The organism is Shimazuella sp. NTD248 (assembly GCF_059510395.1).
In genome coordinates this window covers 178,916-201,653 of the sequence record NZ_JCAJZT010000001.1, presented here as the reverse complement: position 1 = coordinate 201,653, position 22,738 = coordinate 178,916, and the positions used below count along the sequence as shown (strand labels likewise).

Genomic DNA, 22,738 nt, shown 5'->3' with positions numbered 1-22,738 from the left:
TATTAATGATTAAGGACTTTATTTAAAAAGTCTTTGCCGCGATCACTTTGCGGTTGGGTGAAGAATTGCTCAGGTGGGGCTACTTCTACGATTTTTCCATCAGCCATAAACACGATTTGATTACAGATCTCACGGGCAAATCCCATCTCATGTGTAACGACTACCATTGTCATTCCTGTTGTCGCTAACTTTCGAATTGCATCTAATACTTCTTTAATCATTTCTGGATCAAGTGCAGAAGTAGGTTCATCAAATAACATAATTTTTGGGTCCATAGCTAATGCCCTAGCAATGGCTACCCGCTGTTGCTGTCCTCCTGATAACTGTCCAGGAAAGGAATCTACTTTGTTTCCAAGTCCTAATGATGACAACAATTCTTTAGCACGAGTTTCTGCTTCTTTTTTAGAGATCTTTTTTACATAGATGGGAGAGTAGGATACATTTTGAAGTGCAGTGAGATGCGGATATAAATTAAAATTTTGAAAAACAAACCCTATTTCAGATCGTAATGTGTTGATATCTGTTTTTTTATCATGTACAGAAATACCATCGACTTGGATTTGTCCTTCCTGAATTTCTTCCAATGCATTTATCGTTCGGATCAATGTACTTTTTCCAGCGCCACTTGGTCCGATTAATGCAAAAATTTGTGACTTAGGTATTTCTAAGTCTATATTTTGGAGTACTTGATGATTGCCATAGTATTTATTGACTTTTTGTATGTTGATCATTGCATGTCCTCCATTTATTCCGCTACCTTGTATTTTTTCTCTAAAAATCGAATCACTTGGGAAATGATAAATGTCATGGCAAAATAGAGCAGTGCGATAAATGTCCAAACTTCCAAGGAACGAAACGTGGTACCTACAATGTTTTTACCAGCTAAAGTCAAATCAGCTACCGATATGACGGAAACCAAAGAGGAATCTTTAATCAAGATGATAAACTGTGAAGCCATTGGCGGTAAGACTTTTCGAAATGCTTGTGGGAGGATGATCAGTCTCATTGCGGATATATAATTCATTCCTGATGATCTTGCAGCCTCCATTTGTCCACGTGGAACAGATTCAATCCCAGCACGAACAATTTCAGCGATAAAAGAACCAGAAAAGAAAGCGAGGCCGATAATGGCGGACCAATAAGCACCTAAATGCAAAAATTGATTGAGTACAAAATATATCCAAAGAAGTAAGACCAAAAGAGGTACTCCGCGAATAAATTCAATATAACAAGAAGCTAGAAAAGAAACAAAACGATTACGAGATATACGCAGCAAACCGGCAAGGATGCCGATGGGGATACTAATTAATAGAGCTAATGCGGAAATTTGAAGTGTTAACCAAAGTCCCTCTAGTATGGCATCCATATTTTGGGGAATAACGCTCCAATCCAAGTTATATTCCATAACTTCAGGTCCTCCTAATATAAGTTGATTCATAGAATAGGAAGAGTATAGTTTCCTAGACTCTTCCTATTAACGAGGTTGAAAGTAGCATTATTTCTTGGTTTCTACTTGATTCATCCAATTAGTAGATTTAAACCATTTGTTAATGGATGCTATATCGTCAGGACTATTACGATAAGATTCAAGGAAAGAATTTAACCATTGTGTTGTTTTTAAATCGTTCAATTTAACCGCAATTCCTAAATTCTCGGAGGATATTAACCCGCTTACTTGTTTTACTTTTGTAGGATTCATATTGACAAACAATTTAACGGCAGGTTCATCATATATAATTCCATCTGCTTGACCTTGTGTCATCGCCATACCAGCAGAAGGGAAATCAGGATAGTCAACTACTTTTGCTTTTTTGAAAACTTGTTTTGCCAGTAATGCGCCTGTTGTACCTTGGGACACAGCAATCGTTTTTCCTGCTTGATCCAGTTGTTGATAGTTTGTTGTGGTCGAATCACCTTTTGGTACCATCAACGCTTGACCAGTTGCATAGTAGGGATTCGAAAAACTAACACTTAACGCACGATCTCCACGAATGGTCATACCAGCGAGAATCATATCAATATCGCCAGTTTGTAATGCTGGAATCAATCCACTAAATTCATATTGTTTAAACTCCACTTTTACATTTAGTGCCTTACCAATTGCTCTAGCTAAATCCATATCGTAACCGATGTAGTTACCTTTTTTATCTTTCATATCAAATGGCAAGTATCCAGGTGCAGTACCGATGACTAGTGTCTTTTTCTTCACTATATTATCAACTGTGGATGTTTCATTGGAGCCGCTGCTATTTCCTCCGCTACAAGCTGTAAGCAAAACTAGAAAAAGAGAAATAATAAGTACGAGATACTTTTTCATATTTTACACAATCCTCTCTTTTGTTTACTAGGTGGATAGGGGGTCCCTTTTTAAAGGAGCTGTCATACAGTGAATAGCTCCCCAGCCTTTCATAATCTCATCCATTTTGACTTCGATTACCTGTATTCCCGATTTTTCCATTTTTGCTTTCGTTTCAGGACTGCCTGCGGGCATAACTACTTTACCCGGTTCTATGGCTACGAAGTTTACGGAAAAATTTGATTTTACTTCTTCTATATTGGTAGCTTCCACAATCGTAAAATCTCGATCTAATAGCGCTTTCACGACATCATAGGGAACTTGCCAAGGAAATAATATGGCTGTTTTTTTATCTGCGATATTTAATAACCCGTCTATATGTGCATGGCCATATGGGATCGGGAAGTGAATGAAATCGGTTACACCAATGTTTCTCAATTCACTTTCTACTTGTTTTGCTCCTGACTCATTAGCACGAGCTCCCGTTCCAATAATGACTGTATGACGATCCACCCACATCAAACAAGCTCCATCAAAAATACCATCACCATTTATCGTTTTAATTATGGGAACACCTAGTTGACTCAATGCCCCGGCAGCATATCGTTCTTCTCCGCGTCGAGCTTTGATTCCTGGTCGACAAACAATTGCCCCTTCTGGTGTCATAATAACCAAATCACGCATATATAATGCATTTGGTCGATCATTTCTCATATCTTCCACATAATTAACTTCAATGCCATGATCTCGATATATTTGAGCTAAAGTATCTTGTTCTTTCCGCGCATTCTCCGGGTTCATAGAAGCTTTCCAGCGAAAATCTTGGTAGTTCTTGTTTGTTACAATCTCAATTTCGCTGCCAGGTCGCCTAAGCAATATAGAACGCAGACGCCCTACTTCCGAGTCACAATACCAATCTCCCCATAATTCTTCTTTTTCATCAAAGAAAGAATTTTCAGGTGGAAACCATCGCTCGCCTTGAACATGAAATTTTGCCAAATGTTCTCCTCCTAAAACCATTTTTAGAATTTTATATTTAAAGATTTACATATAATTATCATAGGAGTATGTGCTTTTTGTCAAGAATAATAAATATTTATACATAATTTTACCAAAAAAACATTGGAGAATTCATTGGGTTGTATCGTTCGGAAGGGAATAAATATAAATCTTTCTTTGTGGATCGATGAAATAAAGTTGGATTGAATGTATAAATATTCACATATAATTATAAAAAATTATAAATGAAATATTTTATAGAGTAGTATATCTCGATTTACACGGAAGAATATTTTTAGTAATTTAAGTAACACTAAGCTCAGGTGATGATATGGACAAATACATGATGCAATTGTTTTGGGAAGTACCCATTATCTTTATCGCTTTATTGCTTTTAACAAGACTCCAAGGGAAAAAGGCAATCTCACAACTTACTTATTTTGATTATATCACTGGGATTATTTTAGGAGATATTGCAGCCGTTCCTTTAGTGGATGAGAGTGTTCCAGTGACTAGAGCCTTGCTGTCATTAGCATTATTTGGAGGCCTTTCTATTTTGGCTTCTTACTTAGGTACGAAATTTCGGAATGTTCGTCTCTTAGCAGAAGGAGAACCTGTGACGATTATTAAAAATGGAAAAATTCTCGAAAAGAATATAGAAAAAATCCGTTTAGATATCGATAATCTTCGTATGTTATTACGAAAGAAAGATGTATTTTCCGTTGCAGATGTTGAATTTGCAGTGATGGAAACAGATGGATGTCTATCGGTGATGAAAAAAGCAGCACAAGGTACTCCGACTCGAAAAGACTTAGGTTTGAAAACAAAACAGGAAAAGCCCGGAATGGAAATAATTATTGATGGAGTATTTGATGAACAGAAATTAAAAGAAGCAAAGTTAACAAAAAAGGATGTACAAAATATATTGAAACAGCACAAGATCAAAGACATAAAAGAGGTAAGTTATATGGAGATTACCGGGGATGGAAAAGTGTTTATAGACCGCTATCATGATCAGCTTCACTAAAACATGCGATTTCATGGAATACTTTTCTCATCTTTGTAAAAAATAATGGCAGAAATTAAATTTTAATTAAAGGGTGAGCGTCATGACAGTAGGGACAAAAATTCAACAAACCATAGCAAGTGCGGAGTCTATTGCTGCGAGTTTAAAAGGATTTGCATTAGATACAGACAATCAACAAGCAAAGCAAACCTATCAACAGCTAAGTCTGCAAATGGAGACAGTAGTTCAGCAGTTAAAAACACGTGAACAACAAATTATGAGTGAAGAGCCACAGTATAACCAATAATTTTCTAAAAGTCGTCTTTCAGAGGATAGGCGACTTTTATCTTTTATTCATATAATTACTCTACTTGAGCAAAAATAGATACAAAAAATCCTAAGCGAAGATATATACGGCTGTAGCGTCTTTTGTTGCTCTTTACAACAGACGCGGAAGACGTGCATATCAAGCGGAATTTGGAACGAAATGTTAGTGAATTTGTTCATCTGGAGTAATTATTTTTGGATTTGGAGCGGTGACCTTTTCCGCTGTCCACATAAATACTTGATTCATAGTCCATTATGGATGCATATGTAACTTGGTTTATATCGAGAAATCCTTTTTTCTGTAATTCTTGTTTAAGCCAGTCCACATCTTTTTCGATTAATAACAAATTATGATGCTGTATTTTTCCGTCTATAACCAAAGAAAGCGCTAATCCATGATAAGTTGCTTTTATCTTTAAATCGTTACGTGTAACAGGGTAGTATTTTTCCCATGGAAACACACTCACTGCACCAGTAGGTTCCAAAATGGCATATTGAATGGAGCGTATATCTGAGTATCCTTTTGAGCGAATAGTAGACAACAGTTCAGATAAAGAAAATTGGCAACGCTGAAGATTCTCTTTCACGATTTTTCCATGCTTGATCAGAATGGTTGGTTCTCCAAGAATGAATTGATTTGTCCACTGATAGAGTGTCAACTTTCTAAATATCACATGTATAATAACGATCAAAGCAATAGCGAGTACGGTGCTTAAAAAATCATCGACGATAATAGGTTGTGTTGCTAATGCAGCAATAATTACAATCGCCATTAAATCGTGGGGAGCAAGTTGGCTTAATGTTGCTTTTCCCATTAACCGGATTGCTGCTATTGCAATGGTAAATAAGACAATAACCTTAACAATATATAGCAAGTCCATACACCATCTTATCCTTTTGATTTGAATAGTAGTGAAGCTAAGAAAGAAAATACGATAGCTGAAGATATTCCAGCACTTGTCACTTCAAAGATACCTGTTATAACCCCAACAAAACCATCTTTTGAAGCCTCTGCTAGTGCACCATGTACCAATGCATTTCCAAAACTTGTAATGGGAACGGTGGCACCTGCACCTGCAAAATCAATCAGAGGTTTGTACCAGCCCAACCCGCCTAAAATGGCACCGACTACTACTAAAGTACTGGTGGTATGTGCAGGCGTTAGTTTAAATCCATCCATCATAATCTGACCAATAACACAGATCAGTCCTCCAATAACAAATGACCATAAAAAAATCATTCTGTTTTTTCGCCTCCTTCTGCTTCAAAGGCTACTGCATGTGCGATGCAAGGGATACTTTCTTTTTGCTGATAACTAATCGGAGACAGTAAAGCTCCTGTTGCTACTACCAAAATCTTACGAAGTTCACCTCTTCGCATACGATTGAGAATATGTCCAAATACAACACAAGCTGCACAAGCACAACCACTTGCACCGGCTAACACTGGTTGATCTTTTCTATAAATTAATAACCCACAGTCTCCAAACCTATCTTCTGCGATTTTTAAGCCATGTTTTTTTAATAAATCAGCAGCTATATGGTGTCCTACCTTCCCTAGATCACCTGTTAAAATCAAATCGTAAGTGGAAGCATTTACATTCAAATCCCGAAAGTGTGCTTCTATCGTATCGACAGCTGCCGGTGCCATTGCGACTCCCATGTTAAAGGGATCTTGAATTCCCATATCGACAACGCGTCCAACTGTAGCAGAAGTTACCTTTATGCCCGTTTTTTCTGAAGTGACCACTGCTGCTCCAGCACCTGTTACTGTCCATTGAGCAGTAGGTGGTTTTTGTGAACCGTATTCAGTGGGATAGCGAAATTGCTTTTCGACAGAAGCATTATGACTAGATGTTCCTACTAATACACGTTTTGCATAACCACCATCTACTAATAGTGACCCTAAGGCAAGACTTTCCATCGAAGTAGAACATGCCCCAAACAGTCCCAGATAGGGTATCGTTAAAGTACGAGCCGAAAAATTGCTGGAAATAACTTGGTTCATAAGGTCTCCAGCTAAATAAAATTGCATGTCATCTTTTTTATATCCAGCTTTATCAATTGCTTTTTCGCAAGCTTGTTCCAATAGTTTTTTTTCGGCTTTTTCAAAACTATCTTCTCCAAGCCATAAGTCACCATGCAGAATATCAAAATCATCGGCTAGAGGTCCCTGAGCTTCAAAAGGTCCTCCAACGGCTGCTGAAGCGGAAATATAAGGAGTATTGGGAAATACCCAAGTTCTGCCTTGTAACACTTAAAATCCTCCTAAAAACTGCGAAATAACCACTTTTATGATTCCGATTACAAATGCAGCAAATACACCAAAAACAATGACAGAACCCGCTAATTTAAACATGTTTCCTCCAACTCCGAGTACATATCCTTCTGAGCGGTGCTCGATTGCCGCAGATGCCATTGCATTTGCAAAGCCTGTTACAGGAATAGCAGTACCAGCACCTGCTTTTTGGGCGATATGATCATAAACTCCTAAAGCTGTTAATAATACAGAGAGGAAGATGAGAGTAGCTACTGTTGGGTCTCCTGCTGTTTCTTTCGTAAAGCCCAAATAGTGCATATAAAAGGTTGAAATCAATTGTCCAAGGAGGCATATTCCACCTCCATAAAAAAATGCACGAACACAGTTTTTAACGATTGGTCGTTTTGGTTCTCTTTGTGTCGCAAAATCTTGGTATTCTTGTTGTACTGGTGTCAATTTCTTTTTCTTTTTATCTGACATGTTGTTTCCTCCATTTTTATTTATTTCAACATTGGTTTAAGGTCGTAAATAATCAAGGTTAAATCTTCTGCACATTGCTGATACATTTGTTTTGCTTTTGTATCATTCGTTTCTAACAAAAAGCTTTCACAATCTGCTTTTGCTTTTTCTAAAGTTGCTAACAATAATTGTCGTGTAGATGCTTGTGGAATTTGAATTACATCATCAAATAAATCAAGGTACAAGTCACCTAATGTATCAATTTGAGCAATGAATACATTGTCAACAGATACTCCGATTTTATCTAATTCGGTATGGAGCCAACCTCGATTTAATCCCATGACTGTCAAAGGTTCATCCATAATGGTTCCATCTAAAATCACGGTTTGAACCCCTGTACTAGGAGATACTTCTACACCTACATCTTTAGGGGTTATAGGTTGACGATTTGATTTTAATAAGGCATTTATTTCTCCATCTGATTCCATAACCGCAAATTCTACATCTGATACGTTAAATATTTGCTTACTTCTCAATTGTTGTAATAAATCTTCAGGTGAATATCGGAGTTTCATTAATTGATCTTCCATTATCTTTCCATCTTTCATGACAACTGCTTCTCTTCCGTGAATGAAATCTCGTACCCATTTGCTTTTTAAGGAGAGAAAACTGAGACCAGTTCCTAGTAAACCCCAAGTAAGCAAAGCAATAGAACCCAACACGACAGGAACAAGATTTAAGGAAATTGCAGCTGCAATAACTCCTATTGTCATCGCAAACACAATATCAAAGTAGGTCATCCTTGAGGCAACTTTTCTCCCAAGTACTCTTGTTAGAGCAAGGACAAGCAAAAGAAAGACGATAGAACGAATAATAATCTGAAGCCAATCTGGCACTTTCGTTTCTCCTTCCTAGCTAAAATCCCTTGTAATTTGGTTCTTCGAATTCCATTTTTTGAACACGTTTCTTTAATCGAGTGATCACAACATCCAATTTTTGTGCATTAAAACGTAGAGATTGCGCAGCTTCTTCCTTTTGCGTGATTTGTTCCAGTATTTGCATAGTCGACTGCGCTCCTTCTAAACAGACCAATGTCTGCTTAACCTTTGCATATGTAGTCATTTGTCTCTCCTTACCCAAACCTCATTTTTGTCATTTATTTCCTATAGAAATAGGTTTTAAACAAACTGGTGCTAGATTGTTCTAGAAAACAACAAGTCGTTACTGGATTATCTTTTTTGCAAATCTCTAAGTAGAGATAGAAAAGCAGAGTTTGTACATGATAATAAAACAAATAAATTGAGGGCAATCTCATAAATGAAAAGATGGGATACAGAAGTGATGGGAGATGATTGTGTTTGAGGGGACGGGTACAAAGTGAGATATCAAAAACAGCTTGGTATTTTGTGTTTACGAGTAAAGGAGTGGGAAAGTTGTTGAAGAAGATTTTTTTTGCGGGAAAAATAATGGATTATCATTAATGATTCATAGAACTTTTCTTCCTCCAAATTGTGATTAAGAACAATGCAGTTGAAACCAGCATGATGAAACATGCACCAGTATAACCAAGCAGATTGCCAAAATGAAATAAATCATTTATGTTTCTTGGAGACATAGTAATAAGATAAATAATCGGTGCAGTAACATAAATAATACGAATCGTCTCTATGTTTGTTAATTGACTAAAACCAATCACTGCAAAATAATAACAAGCGACAAAGGAAGTGAAGATTTTCAAAATCCAAATGGCAAGCATGAAGGTTTCAAATCGTTCAAATAAAATACCAGTAAATTCAAACTGACGAAACAATTCAATAACTGGCCATGTTTTAATAGAGGCTCCTTCTATTCCGAGACTTCCAATAGTCAAAAGAAAGGTTGTCACATAAAAAACTAAAGGTACGACAATACCTATAATAGATACTTTGATGGCTTTTTGTGGTTCTTTCATAAAGGCAAAAAGGACAAGCATGGATTCCATTCCTGTTAAAGGGAATAGAGTAACTTTCAATCCTTTCATTACGGGTATAATTCCAGATTCCATTACAGGGCGTAAGTTATTAATTTCAAAGGTTTTTAAACTAAGAAGAAAAACCAAGACAAAAACGAGGATCGTGGGCGGTAATAAAACCTCAAGAAGACGTACAATAGGGTTGATCCCTCCAACTACTACATAGACTCCTAGACAGATAAAGGGTATGGCAACTGCCATCGAAGGTGTTGTAGGAAGTAAGTAAAGTTTCATTAGTTCGGACATTCCACGAACCTCAAACCCACACCATAATAAAAAATACGCAATAAAACAGATGCTAAGTAGTTTTCCAAGCCACTTCCCAATAATCTCTTGACTAAACTGATAAAATGTTTTTTGTGGAAATCGTTGACAAAGTTTTACGATCATGATGCCAAATAAGATATGAATCAGTTCTGAGATCAGTATCGATATCCAACCATCAGCATTTCCCGTAGCTTCTGCAAGGCTTCTTGGCAATTGCAGAATGCCAAGAGCTAAAGTATAGGAGATAATAACGACAGCAGCCTGTGGAGTGGTGATCTGGTCATTCCGATTGAACATTGTCCTACCTCTTTGTTCTAGGAGTTTTAGACGGTTAACGTTAGTATTCAGTTTTTCCTTACATAAGGTTTAATATGTGGGAAACCGATTGTAGTTGGAAGAGGATATTTTTAAAGAGGAAATAAAAAAAGAACAAACAGAGGGAATAACATAGTATACCCTCTGTTTTAAGCGTTCATGATAGCTTATATTTTTGATAGTAAATGATCAATCCATTTTATTTCTTGTTGTATTCTTATTGTAGAAAACTGGATTACTTCATGTGTAAAAATGCTATTTTCTATTGGATAATCAGCAGGGAATCTTTTGGCTAATAGGTTTGTTAGGTATGATTTTCTCATGTTTAAAATATGAAAGCGATCCGCTTTTTCAATATGATCAAATAAAGCAACTCTTATTAAGAACTCAATGTCATTCTTGGCATTTTTAGGGTGGAAGTCTTTGATGATCTGACAGAGCAATACTCTGCCTATGTCTGTTATATAATAGACATGTCGATTGGGTTTTCCAGTCTGTTCATCGGTTTTTTTTAAGATTGCTCCTTTTTCTTCAAAACGACGTAAAGCAGGGTATAACAAATTATGATTAACATCCACTAAATCGCCAAGTTGATGCTGGATGTTTTTTTTGATTTCATAGCCATACTTAGGTGAAAGTTCGATTTGATATAATACTAATAAATCAATATACATATTTATCCTTCTCTTTACTTGTACTTTTGGGTGAACTGTTTTTATCATAACAAGTTGGGTGAATGGGATCAATGAATGTGTTTTTAACGATAATTTTAAATTTGTGTTTGCAGTATTCTAAAAATGATCATTCCGCTACTTTTGTAATTTTGACTAGAATCCGATCGATGCTTTATTTTCTCTTTTTTCCCATTTTCCAGGATGCCGCATCATAGTGGATTTCTCCTATTTTATTAAAAAAGTATTTGTTAGTCTGTTCGTTTCTTTGGGAATTCTATATAATGATGTTAGTTTTATTCCATAAAATCGGAGGTCTATTTTTCCGTGTTTGAAAAGCAAACAAAGTTAGAAATACATACAGAGTCTTTGATAAACCAAACAAAATCAATCTGGAGCAGTATGATAAATGATCCTGTGTCCTTTCTTCTTATTCCGATAGTGAAGACAATTTTTATCATTTTGCTTACTGTTATAGCTGCAAGGTTTACGGATCGATTGATGGATTGGTTGTTTCAACATAGTAGAGTAAAAGGAAGCCAAGCAAATACCTTTCATAAATTGATGAAATCAATAAGCAGGTATGTGATCTATTTCATCTCTTTTATTACCATTTTAATAAATATGGGATTTAATCCGGTTCCTGTTTTCGCTAGTGCGGGAATTTTCGGTTTAGCCATCGGTATCGGTGCCCAAAATTTAGTACGGGATATAATATCAGGGCTTTTTCTTATTTTTGAAGGTCAATTAGAAGTTGGAGATGTAGTTCAAATAAATAATGATATTATCGGTACAGTGGAAGAAGTCGGACTTCGTATCATCAAGATTCGTGAATACAATCAAAGGCTTCATTATTTACCGAACGGAGAAATCATGCAAGTTACGAATTATAATCGTGAGAAAATGAGGGCAATTGTTACTGTAACTGTGCCATTTGAGATAAATATGATAAGAATGGAGAAAATTTTATCTGATGTTTGTGATGATATCTATGAAAAATATGCTTTGTGGATTTTAGAAAAGCCAGAAGTAACGGGGATTACGAACATAGATCAATCTGGTGTTCATGTTACGGTCACTGCCTTATGTGTACCTGATGAATATATCAAAGTGGAGCGGCAGATGCGGATAGAAGTAATTTTGGCTTTTCAGCGCAATGGGGTGGAAATCAGTTATCCAAGTCACTTGATCCTGCAACCTGCTCAGTCGGTTCACAACACATAGTATCATTCTAATTTAATTCTGTTTAAGAATAATGCTTTTATAAATTAATGAAAGACAGCAGTATGGTAATGACTGCTGTTTTTCCTAGTGTTTTTGAATTCGGAAAGCATTGAAACTCATTTGAAAATACTTAACAGAGTTAATAATCATAATAATAAATTAAAGATAGACATCATATTCATTATTAGATACTCTATTAAAAAGGAGGCTGATGTTTGTTGAAAAATAGTGTTGAAAGCGATTACAAAAAGATTGTCCAATCTCCGCTCTTTCAAGAATTGATGAGCAAGAAGAAGAGATTTATCATCCCTACTACCATTTTCTTTTTTGTATTTTATTTTGCCCTTCCGATCCTTACATCTTACAGTACTGTTTTAAATCGTTCTGCTATAGGTCCTATTTCTTGGGCTTGGATATTTGCGCTGGCTCAATTTATTATGACATGGGGATTATGTATCTTATATTCAAAAAAGGCCAAATCATTTGATTCTATGGTGGAAAAGATTAAAAAAGTTGGAGGCGAAAATAAGTGAATTATACTGCGTTTTGGCTATTTTTACTGATTGTCGCTATTACACTTGTCATCACTTTTTTCGCAGCCAAAAAAACGAATACGACCAATGAATTTTATACTGCTGGTGGCGGTTTATCAAGTTGGCAAAATGGATTGGCGATTGCAGGAGATTATATGTCAGCAGCATCTTTTTTAGGGATAGCTGGAATGATTGCGCTTACTGGATTTGATGGATTTTTTTATAGCATTGGCTTTTTGGTAGCATATCTTGTCGTGCTCTATCTGGTCGCAGAACCACTGCGCAACCTTGGAAAATATACAATGGCAGATGTCATTGCATCCAGATTTAAAAATAAAAATATTCGCGGTGTTGTCGCTTTGAATTCGATTGCAATTTCTATCTTTTATATGATCGCTCAGTTAGTCGGAGCTGGTGCATTAATTAAATTATTATTAAATCTGGACTATGCTACAGCAGTATTAATTGTCGGAGTCTTAATGACGGTTTATGTTGTTTTTGGCGGTATGATGGCAACCAGTTGGGTTCAAATTATTAAAGCTGTGCTGTTATTAGTCGGTACATTGATTATTTCTATTATGGTTTTTGCAAAGTTTGATTTTAGTATCACGAACATGTTCCAGCATATGAAAGAAGCTACTCCATTGGGAGATGCTTTTTTAAACCCCGGTAACAAATTTAAAGATGGCTTGGATAATATTTCGCTTAACTTGGGACTTGTCCTCGGAACAGCAGGATTGCCTCATATTTTAATTCGATTTTTTACCGTGAAAGATGCACCTACTGCTCGTAAATCAGTGGTAAATGCCACTTGGATTATCGGAATTTTTTATATTATGACTATCTTTTTGGGATTCGGTGCAGCTGCTTTTGTGGGTACAAATGTCATTGAAAAAGCTAATAAGGCAGGGAATATGGCAGCTCCATTACTGGCAAAAGCGTTGGGTGGAGACTTTTTATTTGCCTTTATTTCTGCCGTTGCTTTTGCCACCATTTTAGCAGTAGTTGCAGGTTTAGTATTGTCAGCTGCTTCGTCTTTTGCTCATGATTTTTACAGCCATATCATTCGAAAAGGTGATGTGAGTGAAAAGGAACAGATGAAAGCAGCAAAATGGGCATCTGTCGGGGTATCGGTAATTTCAATCCTATTAGCGTTATTTGCGCAAAAACTAAATGTAGCTTTCTTAGTTGGGTTAGCATTTGCCGTTGCCGCTAGTGCGAACTTACCCGTTATTCTGTTTACGATGTTCTGGCGCCGCTTTAATACGACTGGCGCTATAGCAAGCATGTTAGTTGGTTTGTGCAGTTCTATCATTTTGGTGGCGATCAGTCCAAATGTATGGAGTCCAGAAGTAGGAAAGGCGATATTGGTAGGAGATCCGCTGATCAACTTAACCAATCCGGGAATTATCTCCATACCGCTAGGTTTTTTGGCAGCATATCTTGGAACGATTTTTTCTTCTAACAAGGAAGAAGACAATTTTGATCAAATCTTGGTACAGTCACAAATAGGGTTAAAGGAATAGTAGAATAATGTTTTGTACTACATTTGGTTTGGGATAGATATCGTTTTAATATTGAATGTAACAAGGAGGTTAGGAGATAGCCTCCTCTTTTATAGTGTGATCATTAAGAATGTGATCACATTGACTTATAAGTTATTTTTATTAAAATTAATAATGGAGCATTAATCGATGCTTCTACCCAACATGTCTCGAGGAGGCAATGTGACCACCCCGTCGAATGAGAGCGATGAACAGGACACTTCCCAGACTTCCCAGGCCCGAATGGGTGACATGGGGCAGACACCCGTATCCGGGGATGGACTGGATGATGGAATCAAGAAGCTGGACTCCCAGCAGCAGTAGTCAGTCGCTCCATCCTTGATTGGTGCGGTACATGGTTTGTGTGGCTCAGCTCGAACGAGCCGCACAAACTCCAATTTTTTACGATCTTCATGCGACTCTTTGAAGGATAATGTCCAGAGGAATTCCATATACAGTAAAAAGAGCCTCTATCTTATATTTGATAGTGGCTCTTTGATTACCATTTAAATTCCTCTTAGCTAACTGTGCTTTTCTATTCTACTCGCGTTTTCTTTTCTGCTTTTCCCAGCAAATAATCTGCTAGTATCGCTAGGATTGCCGTGATGATCGCACTGCTGTAAATTTTAACCGGGTCACGCAAGTTTATCCCGGAATAAATTTCTTTTCCTAATCCTTCTCCGCCGATGAATGGAGCAAGGGTAGCTACTCCAATGGCGATAACGGCTGCAAGCCGGATGCCGGAAAAAATAAAGGAGAGAGAAAGTGGAATTTGTACCTTGCGCAAAATTTGAAACTTGGTCATTCCTACACCTTTACCTGCCTCTAAAATACTTTGATCTACTTCCTTAAGCCCAACATATGTATTGCGAATGATCGGCAAAAGAGAGTACAAGAATAGTGCAATCACTACCGAATAAAATCCGATCCCGAATATAACCATTAACATGGCCAGTAGTGCAAGGCTGGGAAATACTTGGATTAAGTTTGCAACGGCTAAAATATATTTTCCCACTCTTTCATTTCTAGCAGACAAAATCCCAAGTGGTATGCCGACGATCAATGCTAACAGCAAACCACATGCCACCATGACGATATGTTGACCAATAAGCACGAGCAAGTTGTCCCAGTTGTATTGAAAATAGCGGATTACTGTGTCCATTTTTCTCACCTCACTTCTTGAGAAGTCCTTGTAGCTGCAAAAAATCTTTTGCCACTTGTTCCGGTTCTTGCATATCAATGTCTACTTTTGCATTTAAGGTACGAATCGTATCGATATTTATTTTCCCACTTAATTTTTGAAGAGCTTTGTCTACGTTTGGATATTTTTTCAACGTGTCCTCTGAGACGACGGTGGATGCATCATAAGGTGGAAAAAAGTGTCGATCGTCCTCTAAAGTCACAAGATGATATTGTTTAATCCGCGCATCAGAGGAATAGGCCAAGACGATATCCATTTGCTTACTTGCAACTGCTTTGTAAACTAAGTTAATTTCCATTGGAAACACATTTTTAAAAGATAAACCGTATGTTTTGACAAATGGTTTGTATCCGTCATTGTCCCGTTCCATCCAAGAAGTGTCTACACCAAGACGCATATTTTTGGATACTTTTTTAAGATCAGAAATCTTTTTCAAGTGATATTTGTCTGCTACTTCTTTCGTTACGGTAAAAGCGTATGTGTTTTCAAATCCGAGGGGATTGAACCATTTAAAATGATAATATTTGGAAAATCCGCGTTGAGCTTGGGACAGTACTTTTTGTTTATCTTTTGTCTGCTGGATAGGAAACCAATTATTAAAGATCTCACCTGTATAGAGGGTGCCTAATTGAATTTCATTTTCTCGCAGAGCATTGACGATAAAAGGGCTGGAAGAAAGGTCCGTCTTTACATCGACATTTACATTGGAATTTTGTTCAATTAAGTATTTGTACATATATCCTAATATTTTTGTCTCGGTAAAGGTTTGTGTTCCTACGGTGATGGTGTCTTTTGAAGAGCATCCAGCTAGCAAGATCATGAATGATAGTGCAATAGGAAGTAATGCTTTTTGTAGTTTCATATGTATACAACAGAATCCTGTTGGACTACCTCCTGTTCTGCTGAGAACCTATGCGGATTGTTCCCGGCTTGTAGTTTGTTTGGTTAGAAACTTCTCCAAGACTCCAAGGAGAAAGTCGATTACAATTGCTAAAATCATGGTAGTAATAGAGGAAGCAAAGATGAGAGGTTTATCATAAACACTCAAACCTCCATAAATTAATTCACCAAGTCCACCTGCACCGATCAATGTGGCTAAAGTTGCCCAACTGATAATATAGATGGTGGTTAAGCGAATTCCCGACATCAGGTAGGGAATAGCTAGTGGCAGTTCGATCCGGAATAATCGTTGCTTTCCATCGTAACCCATTCCTCTTGCAGCTTCGATGATACTCTCATCGATGGATTCAAACCCTGAGTAGGTATTACGTAAAATAGGAAGCAAAGAGTACAAGAAAAGTGCAACGATAGCTGGAAACTTTCCGATTCCTATGAGGGGAATCAATATTGCTAATAACGCTAAGCTTGGTATCGTTTGAAAAACGTTTGTGATGGAAAAGGCGATAGATCTTAGCCATGTGTGTTTTGTTTTCACTAAGTAAATTCCAAGAGGTACAGCAACGATAATTCCAAGCAATAAAGCAGTTCCAGAGATAATGAGATGCTGGATCATAGCGTTCCACAAATCACTTCCACGAGTAGCAAATATTTTTATATATTCCATTTAAGACCCTTCATTTCCATTCGTAGAATAAATATCGGATAGATGACCGACGATGGAACCTCTCGTGACCAATCCAATTAAGGTTTGATCCTTTTTGACGACTGGTACATAAGGCAGTTTGTGTTCATCCATCAGATCGATCGTCTGGTTGAGCAGTGTGTCAGGAGAAATGACATGTTCAAAAGTGTGCATAATATCCCCTACACGTTTGCTTTCATCTCGAAATTGTTGAATAACATCATAAATCGTGATGTAACCTTGAAGCCGATCATTAGCATCTACGACGATTAAAGAATCCACTTGTTTGCGTTCCATGATTTTGATAGACTCTGCAAGCCCTTTAGAGGGAAGGATGGTAACAGGTTTACGAGTCATGACTTCTTCCGATTCAGGAATTGCCTCAAATTGTGCCAGTCTTTTTTTGCCGATAAAGTTTTTCACAAATTCATTGGCTGGACGGCGCAATATTTCTTCTGGTGTTCCTTCTTGCAAAATTTTTCCGCTCCGCATTAGAACGATTTTATCCGCAATTCGAAGCGCTTCATCCATGTCATGTGTAACAAAAATAATGGTTTTCTTGATATCTTTTTGCAGGTGTATCAATTCATCCTGTAATTGTTCTCGACTGATTGGATCAAGTGCACTAAAAGGTTCATCCATTAAAATAATGGATTGTTCGGCAGCAAAAGCACGGATAACCCCTATACGTTGCTGCTGTCCACCGCTTAGCTCCGAAGGGTAGCGACTTCGAAATGTATTTGGTGCAAGTTTAACCATCTCTAAAAGTTCATCTACTCGTTTTTGAGTGCGCTCTTCATCCCATTCTAAAAGACGAGGAACTACTGCTACATTGTCTGCGATTGTCATGTGAGGGAACAATCCAACATGTTGAATTACATATCCAATGCTTCTCCGCAATTTAACGGGACTGATGGTAGAGATATCTGCATCATTGACGAGTATTCGTCCTTTTGTTGGATCAATCAAGCGATTGATCAGCTTCATAGTGGTGGTCTTTCCACACCCACTTGGACCAATGAATACAGTTATTTCTCCTTCTTTGCAATGTAAATTTAAATTTTTCAACACAGTATGGCCATTATGATATTGCTTGTAAACATTTTCAAATGTGATCATTCGTTTTCAACCCATCCTTTACTCTCGTAAAAGTTTCTGTCAGTTATAAAATAAAATGATTTCCCGATTTTCATCATGCTGTTATTGTGTCCAGAAGAGGATAAAAAGATGAGGCATTGATTTGAAAGATTTACATAAGTAGAGGTGATATTTCGCTGAACGAAGAAAAATCTTTTAAACTAATGGTAAATGTTTTTATATTATTATGCAAATCAATGACAATTAACTATTATTAAGAAATTTACAAACAGTTAACATTGTATGGAAGTACGAAGAAAAATATTTTGTTTTTCTATATAATAAAGACAGAGAGAGGAATGAGAAAAATATTGATATTTTATTTGGAGTATGTTTTTTAATTGGGATTGTTTTTTGCTTATTCAGTTTCTTTGTGGGGGATTTTTTTGGTGATGTATTTCATATCCACATCCCATTTTTACAGCCCATATCCTTATTTGTAGGGATAACCATCTTTGGTGGTGCAGGATTTATTCTTACTAATTGGACATTTCTAAATTTAGAGCAAATACTCCTTTACTCCGCTAGTTGTGCTCTGTGTGGAGTTGCATTTTATTATTATTTGGTAATCCGTCCAGCTGAACGAACAGAAAGCTCTACAGGATTTAGTGTACAAGATTTAATAGGGAAACAAGGTGAAGTCTGGATTGGGATACCCGATGATGGATTTGGCGAAGTGCTGATTACCATGGCAGGTGGCAATACAAATCATATCGCAGCAAGTATGGATGGTAATCTGATTCCCGAAGGTGCCAAAGTGATTGTACGAGAAGTGAAAGATTCGATTATTTATGTAGAGAATGTGGAAGGATGAATCTATTTGTTAATTTTACAAACTGCGGGAATCGTTGTTGGAGTTATTATTATTTTTTCCATTGCCTTTTGGGCTAGATACAAAACAGTTGGTGCTGATGAAGCAATGATTGTAACTGGTAACATCTTAGGAAAGAAAAATGTACTTGCAGATGACTCTGGTCGGAAGCTAAAGATTATTCGCGGTGGCGGAGCTTTTGTTGTTCCGATTTTCCAGCGAGCAGAAAAATTAAGTTTGCTGTCTCATAAATTGACGGTTCACACACCAGAAGTCTATACGGAACAAGGTGTTCCCATTATGGTAAATGGTGTGGCAATCATCAAAATTGGTAGTTCTTTGGAAGATGTGGCAACTGCTGCCGAACAATTTATGGGAAAATCAAATGAAATATTAAATGATGAAGCCCGTGAAGTATTAGAAGGTCACCTTCGTGCAATTTTAGGAACGATGACAGTAGAAGAAGTGTACAAAAATCGTGAGAAATTTGCTCAACAGGTGCAAACAGTGGCTGCGCGTGATTTGAAAAAAATGGGTCTGAGTATTGTTTCTTTTACCATCAAAGACGTAAAAGACAAAAATGGGTATTTGGATGCCCTTGGACGTCCTCGGATTGCCGTAGTTAAACGAGATGCAGATATTGCGGAAGCAAATGCGATCCGTGATACAGAAATTCAAACTGCAAAAGCAAGAGAAGAGGGAACAAAAGCTACTTTGATAACGGAGACCAATATCGAAGAATTCAAAAAAGATAAGGAATTAAAAATAGCTGCATTTAAGATTGAACAAGATAAGAAAAAAGCAGAAGCGGACCAAGCATATTCCCTCCAAGGAAACAAAAATAAACAGCAAGTTGTCGAAGAAGAAATGAAGATTGAATTAGTCCGGAAGCAAAAACAAATTGAGTTAGAAGAGAAAGAGATTTCGCGTCGAGAAAAGCAATATGATGCAGAAGTACGCAAAAAAGCGGACGCAGATCGTTATGCGAAAGAGCAAGAAGCGATAGCAAATGGTTTCCAACAAGAAGCACAAGCAAAAGCAGAGGCTGCTGCGATAAAAGCAAAAGGGCATGCTCTGGCAGAAGCGGAAAAAGCAAAAGGTTTTGCTAAAGCAGAAGTAGAAAAGATGGAAGGTACAGCAGAAGCCGAAGTCATTCGGGCAAAAGGGTTAGCCGAAGCAGAGGCCAAACAGAAACTTGCAGAAGCCTTTAACAGGTATGGGCAGGCAGCTGTCTTGGACTTGATTGTAAAAATGATTCCAGAACTAGCAAAACAAATCGCTAGCCCCCTTCAAAATATTGATAAGCTGACAGTAATTGATTCTGGTGGTGGCGAAGGAGCTACAAAAGTTAGCAATTATGTTACTCAGTTAATGGCTCAAACTCCGGAAATGGTAAAGCAAGTATCCGGAATTGATGTCGAAAAAATGCTGACAAATTGGAATTCTACTCCAAAGGCTCCCCAAGAAGAGGATGAAGAAAGCGAGTAGGTAGTTTAGGGTGGTTATCTAATGGATAGCTGCCCTTCTTTGTCTCATTTAACAGTTGATTTTTCGTTTATAATCTAAATATGTTACTTTATACCTTTTGTCAATAGGTTGCAATTGATCTAGTAACAAATCAATGATAATTTTAAGATATATTAACTTTTGAACGTGAAAAATGAATAAATGAGTATAAATAATTTACAGGAAAAGGAGGATGACGGTGAACAGGTTTTATTTGTTTCCACAATTGCGTCCTAAGGGAAAATACTACCAACTGAAACGAACGCCAAGCCCAAGTCAGCCATCTTCCCAACAAAAATTAGCTTGGGATGGAGTGATTGAATATCTCACTTTAAAAAAATGGTTTCGACGCTTTCCGTTTCGTTTCAAAGAACCTTGGATTTCTTGGGAATTACATGCAAATGGATCAGAGTTAAATTATTACTATTGGGCTCCTGATGCCACACATGGTTATGAAATTGCTCAGCGGCTTGCTGTCATCGATCCAACGCTAGAAGTTACGCAATCCGAAGCTCCAGAGCCTTTAAATTTTAAACAAGCACACTACGGGTACAAAATGCAATTTGAAAAGAATTTTTGCTTGCCTGCTGGGTGGGACGCTTCGCTCGAACAAGCATTACATGAATATTTAAGTAAATTAAAAGAGAAACAACGCATTGTTTGTCAATTTCTCGTGAGACCTGTATATGATTACCAAGTCACTCGTTCTTTTACCAAATCATTGCACTCCCTAGAACGAGGAGGAGGAGATACAGACGAAAAAAACCGCCTCCATGCAGCGATATTTCAGAAGCAGCAACAGCCAAAAGCAGAAGTAGTTATTCGTTTACTCAGTTTTGCAGAGACACTTGAGGAAAGCAAGCAAATTTTAGAGCCTTGTGCCCAAATCTTATCCGTATCGGATTCTGCTGAAAGCAATTATTTAAACTGGCGAGAATGGTGGAGAATGATCCGGCCGCTATTTCGATATGAATTTGAACATAAATTGTTTCCCTTTCGAAAAAAACAAAATGCTTTGATCATGGGGTCAAGTGAGCTTGCTAAGTTAATTCATCCGCCCAGTTATACACCGTCATCGAAAATGACTTGGTTAGGTGGTAAGCGAATAGCAGAACCACTAGATGTAAGAAACCAACAAAATCAAGACAAAGGTATTAAGATTGGAACGATGGAAAAAAACTTAAATATTCGTTCCAATCGGTTATCTATCCGAAATTTAGAGAGTCATTTTGCGGTTTTTGGCGAAGCTGGCACAGGAAAAACCACTACTTTGCTCAATGTGCTGGTTGATTATATAAAGGAGAGAACAGATGAAAATCGGCTAGGTTTCACGGTGATGGATATACAAGGCAAGTTAGCTAATCAGTTGTTAGCGAGAATTCCTAAATCATTGCATCACTTAGTGAAGGTCATTCGCTTTAAAAGAGGACAGTATCCGTTTAACTATTTTGATATCGATTATGCAAAAACAGATTATGAAAAAGCTAGGATTGTTTTGGAGATTTTCCGGCGGCTTGGAAAAGATTATTGGACGCCATTTGTTTCCGATCATTTATTATATGGTGCACAGGCCTTGTTGAAACTGAATCGAGCGACGTTGTTCAATTTGCAATTATTAATTGAAGATAATGATTTTTGTCAAAAAGTGATCCGCGAACTCAATCCAGCACATCCCATAGAAGCATCTATGGCAAAATTTTTGCAGCGCTATTTGCAAAATCCAGAAGAGAGTAACTGGAAAGAGGAATTTTTCAATAATTCGATGATTACTCGTTTAAGAGAAATCAATATGTCTGGAATGAGTAATACACTCAATCATTACTCCAATGGAATTCGATGGACAGAGGCACTAAATGAAGGACACTTTCAAATTTTTGATCTTTCTGGGTTGAATTCGGGGGACCGTCCAAGAATGGGTGTATCCGTCATTACGATGTTCCATTGTGCCATGCTTCTCCGGGAAAAACAACGAACAAATGGAGAGTATATTCCATTGCATCCTTTTGTGCTCGATGATGCCAGTATTTACTTAAATCAAGCATTTGGGGATTTAGAGTACTTTCTGCATGAGGCGAAAAAGTATCGGATGCCGCTTTGGATGGGGTTGCCGGGGATTACAAATTATATCAATCAATCAGTAACAGAATCTATCTTCCGAAATGTAGAGACGATACTTAGTTATCGGGTAGCTAACGCAGCAGATGCAGATTTTATTTATGAACATATGCATACTTTAGGTTTGGATTCCCTTGATTTCCAGACGCTTGACCCCTTCTATGGTTATTTACAGATGGCAATCAATAATGCAGGTCAACGAACTTATGCGTTTACAAATCGAGGATATCTACCTGAAGCTCCTGTTTCTACCCAAGCGGAAATAGATGAGCTCGAGATGGCTTACTTAGGCGAAATCAATAAAAGGGAGCAAGAGTGGGAAATGGCTCCTTGGAAGCCTGAAAGTGAGCCGGCAGAAAAAGTGAATCAAAAGGCCGTGGGGTTAGATGGAATCGATGAATATATACAGATACTATATGGCAACTCTTTAGGTGCAAATTCAATCAAACCCTTTTAACCATGAAATACATGTGGA

At 37.4% G+C, this 22,738-nt stretch carries 24 protein-coding genes; 8 read left to right on the top strand and 16 right to left on the bottom strand.

What is annotated here, in order from left to right; all coding sequences use genetic code 11:
* Positions 1-2: 2 nt before the first annotated feature.
* From AC5WOE_RS01065 to AC5WOE_RS01050, 4 genes are all read right to left on the bottom strand, one after another.
* Complete coding sequence (locus AC5WOE_RS01065; RefSeq protein WP_496051689.1) at positions 3-731, bottom strand: amino acid ABC transporter ATP-binding protein; 729 nt, start codon at positions 729-731, stop codon at positions 3-5.
* 14 nt (positions 732-745) lie between these two features.
* Complete coding sequence (locus AC5WOE_RS01060) at positions 746-1,405, bottom strand: amino acid ABC transporter permease (RefSeq protein ID WP_496048158.1); 660 nt, start codon at positions 1,403-1,405, stop codon at positions 746-748.
* A 90-nt stretch (positions 1,406-1,495) separates the two neighbouring features.
* Positions 1,496-2,317, bottom strand: coding sequence for a transporter substrate-binding domain-containing protein (locus AC5WOE_RS01055; RefSeq protein ID WP_496051688.1), 822 nt, complete (start codon positions 2,315-2,317; stop codon positions 1,496-1,498).
* 27 nt (positions 2,318-2,344) lie between these two features.
* On the bottom strand, positions 2,345-3,295 hold the full coding sequence (locus AC5WOE_RS01050; RefSeq protein WP_496051687.1) for a dimethylarginine dimethylaminohydrolase family protein: 951 nt from the start codon (positions 3,293-3,295) through the stop codon (positions 2,345-2,347).
* 331 nt (positions 3,296-3,626) lie between these two features.
* Here AC5WOE_RS01050 and AC5WOE_RS01045 point away from each other — a divergent pair, with 331 nt between their 5' ends.
* Together AC5WOE_RS01045 and AC5WOE_RS01040 are read left to right on the top strand one after the other, a co-directional pair.
* Complete coding sequence (locus AC5WOE_RS01045) at positions 3,627-4,322, top strand: DUF421 domain-containing protein (RefSeq protein ID WP_496051686.1); 696 nt, start codon at positions 3,627-3,629, stop codon at positions 4,320-4,322.
* A gap of 82 nt (positions 4,323-4,404) precedes the next feature.
* Entirely contained in the window at positions 4,405-4,608 is a 204-nt protein-coding gene (locus AC5WOE_RS01040; RefSeq protein WP_496048154.1) for a DUF1657 domain-containing protein, read from the top strand.
* 196 nt (positions 4,609-4,804) lie between these two features.
* Here AC5WOE_RS01040 and AC5WOE_RS01035 read toward each other — a convergent pair whose 3' ends face one another.
* The 8 genes from AC5WOE_RS01035 to AC5WOE_RS01000 all read right to left on the bottom strand — a co-directional run bounded on the left by AC5WOE_RS01035 (position 4,805) and on the right by AC5WOE_RS01000 (position 10,613).
* Positions 4,805-5,509 (bottom strand): DUF421 domain-containing protein, encoded by a 705-nt coding sequence (locus tag AC5WOE_RS01035; protein ID WP_496051685.1) that lies wholly within the window; start codon positions 5,507-5,509, stop codon positions 4,805-4,807.
* Positions 5,510-5,517: 8 nt separating this feature from the next.
* Entirely contained in the window at positions 5,518-5,868 is a 351-nt protein-coding gene (spoVAE, locus tag AC5WOE_RS01030; protein ID WP_496048152.1) for a stage V sporulation protein AE, read from the bottom strand.
* Positions 5,865-6,884 carry a stage V sporulation protein AD gene (spoVAD, locus tag AC5WOE_RS01025; protein WP_496051684.1) on the bottom strand — a complete coding sequence of 340 codons (1,020 nt, stop codon included), beginning with the start codon at positions 6,882-6,884 and terminating at the stop codon, positions 5,865-5,867. Before spoVAD ends, spoVAE begins: the two co-directional genes overlap by 4 nt.
* The gene (spoVAC, locus tag AC5WOE_RS01020; protein WP_496051683.1) at positions 6,885-7,367 is read right to left on the bottom strand and encodes a stage V sporulation protein AC; all 483 of its coding nucleotides are present in this window, start codon (positions 7,365-7,367) and stop codon (positions 6,885-6,887) included.
* 20 nt (positions 7,368-7,387) lie between these two features.
* Positions 7,388-8,242 (bottom strand): DUF421 domain-containing protein, encoded by an 855-nt coding sequence (locus tag AC5WOE_RS01015; protein ID WP_496048149.1) that lies wholly within the window; start codon positions 8,240-8,242, stop codon positions 7,388-7,390.
* 19 nt (positions 8,243-8,261) lie between these two features.
* A complete protein-coding gene (locus tag AC5WOE_RS01010) occupies positions 8,262-8,468 on the bottom strand; it encodes a DUF1657 domain-containing protein (protein WP_496048148.1) in 207 nt (68 codons plus the stop codon).
* A 355-nt stretch (positions 8,469-8,823) separates the two neighbouring features.
* Positions 8,824-9,921 (bottom strand): GerAB/ArcD/ProY family transporter, encoded by a 1,098-nt coding sequence (locus AC5WOE_RS01005; protein WP_496051682.1) that lies wholly within the window; start codon positions 9,919-9,921, stop codon positions 8,824-8,826.
* Between the two features lie 185 nt (positions 9,922-10,106).
* A complete protein-coding gene (locus AC5WOE_RS01000) occupies positions 10,107-10,613 on the bottom strand; it encodes a PadR family transcriptional regulator (protein WP_496048146.1) in 507 nt (168 codons plus the stop codon).
* 324 nt (positions 10,614-10,937) lie between these two features.
* Here AC5WOE_RS01000 and AC5WOE_RS00995 point away from each other — a divergent pair, with 324 nt between their 5' ends.
* The 3 genes from AC5WOE_RS00995 to AC5WOE_RS00985 all read left to right on the top strand — a co-directional run bounded on the left by AC5WOE_RS00995 (position 10,938) and on the right by AC5WOE_RS00985 (position 13,893).
* Complete coding sequence (locus AC5WOE_RS00995) at positions 10,938-11,834, top strand: mechanosensitive ion channel family protein (protein ID WP_496051681.1); 897 nt, start codon at positions 10,938-10,940, stop codon at positions 11,832-11,834.
* 215 nt (positions 11,835-12,049) lie between these two features.
* Complete coding sequence (locus AC5WOE_RS00990; protein WP_496048144.1) at positions 12,050-12,367, top strand: DUF485 domain-containing protein; 318 nt, start codon at positions 12,050-12,052, stop codon at positions 12,365-12,367.
* The gene (locus AC5WOE_RS00985) at positions 12,364-13,893 is read left to right on the top strand and encodes a solute symporter family protein (RefSeq protein WP_496048143.1); all 1,530 of its coding nucleotides are present in this window, start codon (positions 12,364-12,366) and stop codon (positions 13,891-13,893) included. The genes AC5WOE_RS00990 and AC5WOE_RS00985 overlap by 4 nt, the downstream gene beginning before the upstream one ends.
* A gap of 553 nt (positions 13,894-14,446) precedes the next feature.
* On the opposite strand, the gene AC5WOE_RS00980 is transcribed toward AC5WOE_RS00985, so the two are convergent.
* The 4 genes from AC5WOE_RS00980 to AC5WOE_RS00965 are packed head-to-tail and all read right to left on the bottom strand — an operon-like array spanning position 14,447 to position 17,813.
* The gene (locus AC5WOE_RS00980) at positions 14,447-15,073 is read right to left on the bottom strand and encodes an ABC transporter permease (protein ID WP_496048141.1); all 627 of its coding nucleotides are present in this window, start codon (positions 15,071-15,073) and stop codon (positions 14,447-14,449) included.
* 10 nt (positions 15,074-15,083) lie between these two features.
* Positions 15,084-15,974, bottom strand: a complete 891-nt coding sequence (locus tag AC5WOE_RS00975) for a glycine betaine ABC transporter substrate-binding protein (protein ID WP_496051680.1) — start codon at positions 15,972-15,974, stop codon at positions 15,084-15,086.
* Positions 15,975-16,022: 48 nt separating this feature from the next.
* Positions 16,023-16,676, bottom strand: a complete 654-nt coding sequence (locus AC5WOE_RS00970) for an ABC transporter permease (RefSeq protein ID WP_496051679.1) — start codon at positions 16,674-16,676, stop codon at positions 16,023-16,025.
* Positions 16,677-17,813, bottom strand: a complete 1,137-nt coding sequence (locus AC5WOE_RS00965; RefSeq protein WP_496048138.1) for an ABC transporter ATP-binding protein — start codon at positions 17,811-17,813, stop codon at positions 16,677-16,679.
* Positions 17,814-18,069: 256 nt separating this feature from the next.
* Between AC5WOE_RS00965 and AC5WOE_RS00960 the strand changes: the two genes are divergently transcribed.
* The 3 genes from AC5WOE_RS00960 (at position 18,070) to AC5WOE_RS00950 (ending at position 22,720) form a co-directional block, all read left to right on the top strand.
* On the top strand, positions 18,070-18,645 hold the full coding sequence (locus AC5WOE_RS00960; RefSeq protein ID WP_496048809.1) for an NfeD family protein: 576 nt from the start codon (positions 18,070-18,072) through the stop codon (positions 18,643-18,645).
* A 6-nt stretch (positions 18,646-18,651) separates the two neighbouring features.
* On the top strand, positions 18,652-20,130 hold the full coding sequence (floT, locus tag AC5WOE_RS00955) for a flotillin lipid rafts scaffold protein FloT (RefSeq protein WP_496051678.1): 1,479 nt from the start codon (positions 18,652-18,654) through the stop codon (positions 20,128-20,130).
* A 217-nt stretch (positions 20,131-20,347) separates the two neighbouring features.
* Positions 20,348-22,720: a helicase HerA domain-containing protein gene (locus tag AC5WOE_RS00950; protein WP_496051677.1), complete on the top strand. Its 2,373-nt coding sequence runs from the start codon at positions 20,348-20,350 to the stop codon at positions 22,718-22,720.
* Positions 22,721-22,738: the final 18 nt, after the last annotated feature.

Coding starts and splice junctions, on each gene's coding strand:
- AC5WOE_RS01065 (WP_496051689.1), bottom strand. CDS start 731: ATGATCAACATACAAAAAGTCAATAAATACTATGGCAATCATCAAGTA.
- AC5WOE_RS01060 (WP_496048158.1), bottom strand. CDS start 1,405: ATGGAATATAACTTGGATTGGAGCGTTATTCCCCAAAATATGGATGCC.
- AC5WOE_RS01055 (WP_496051688.1), bottom strand. CDS start 2,317: ATGAAAAAGTATCTCGTACTTATTATTTCTCTTTTTCTAGTTTTGCTT.
- AC5WOE_RS01045 (WP_496051686.1), top strand. CDS start 3,627: ATGGACAAATACATGATGCAATTGTTTTGGGAAGTACCCATTATCTTT.
- AC5WOE_RS01040 (WP_496048154.1), top strand. CDS start 4,405: ATGACAGTAGGGACAAAAATTCAACAAACCATAGCAAGTGCGGAGTCT.
- AC5WOE_RS01035 (WP_496051685.1), bottom strand. CDS start 5,509: ATGGACTTGCTATATATTGTTAAGGTTATTGTCTTATTTACCATTGCA.
- spoVAE (WP_496048152.1), bottom strand. CDS start 5,868: ATGATTTTTTTATGGTCATTTGTTATTGGAGGACTGATCTGTGTTATT.
- spoVAC (WP_496051683.1), bottom strand. CDS start 7,367: ATGTCAGATAAAAAGAAAAAGAAATTGACACCAGTACAACAAGAATAC.
- AC5WOE_RS01010 (WP_496048148.1), bottom strand. CDS start 8,468: ATGACTACATATGCAAAGGTTAAGCAGACATTGGTCTGTTTAGAAGGA.
- AC5WOE_RS01005 (WP_496051682.1), bottom strand. CDS start 9,921: ATGTTCAATCGGAATGACCAGATCACCACTCCACAGGCTGCTGTCGTT.
- AC5WOE_RS01000 (WP_496048146.1), bottom strand. CDS start 10,613: ATGTATATTGATTTATTAGTATTATATCAAATCGAACTTTCACCTAAG.
- AC5WOE_RS00980 (WP_496048141.1), bottom strand. CDS start 15,073: ATGGACACAGTAATCCGCTATTTTCAATACAACTGGGACAACTTGCTC.
- AC5WOE_RS00975 (WP_496051680.1), bottom strand. CDS start 15,974: ATGAAACTACAAAAAGCATTACTTCCTATTGCACTATCATTCATGATC.
- AC5WOE_RS00970 (WP_496051679.1), bottom strand. CDS start 16,676: ATGGAATATATAAAAATATTTGCTACTCGTGGAAGTGATTTGTGGAAC.
- AC5WOE_RS00965 (WP_496048138.1), bottom strand. CDS start 17,813: ATGATCACATTTGAAAATGTTTACAAGCAATATCATAATGGCCATACT.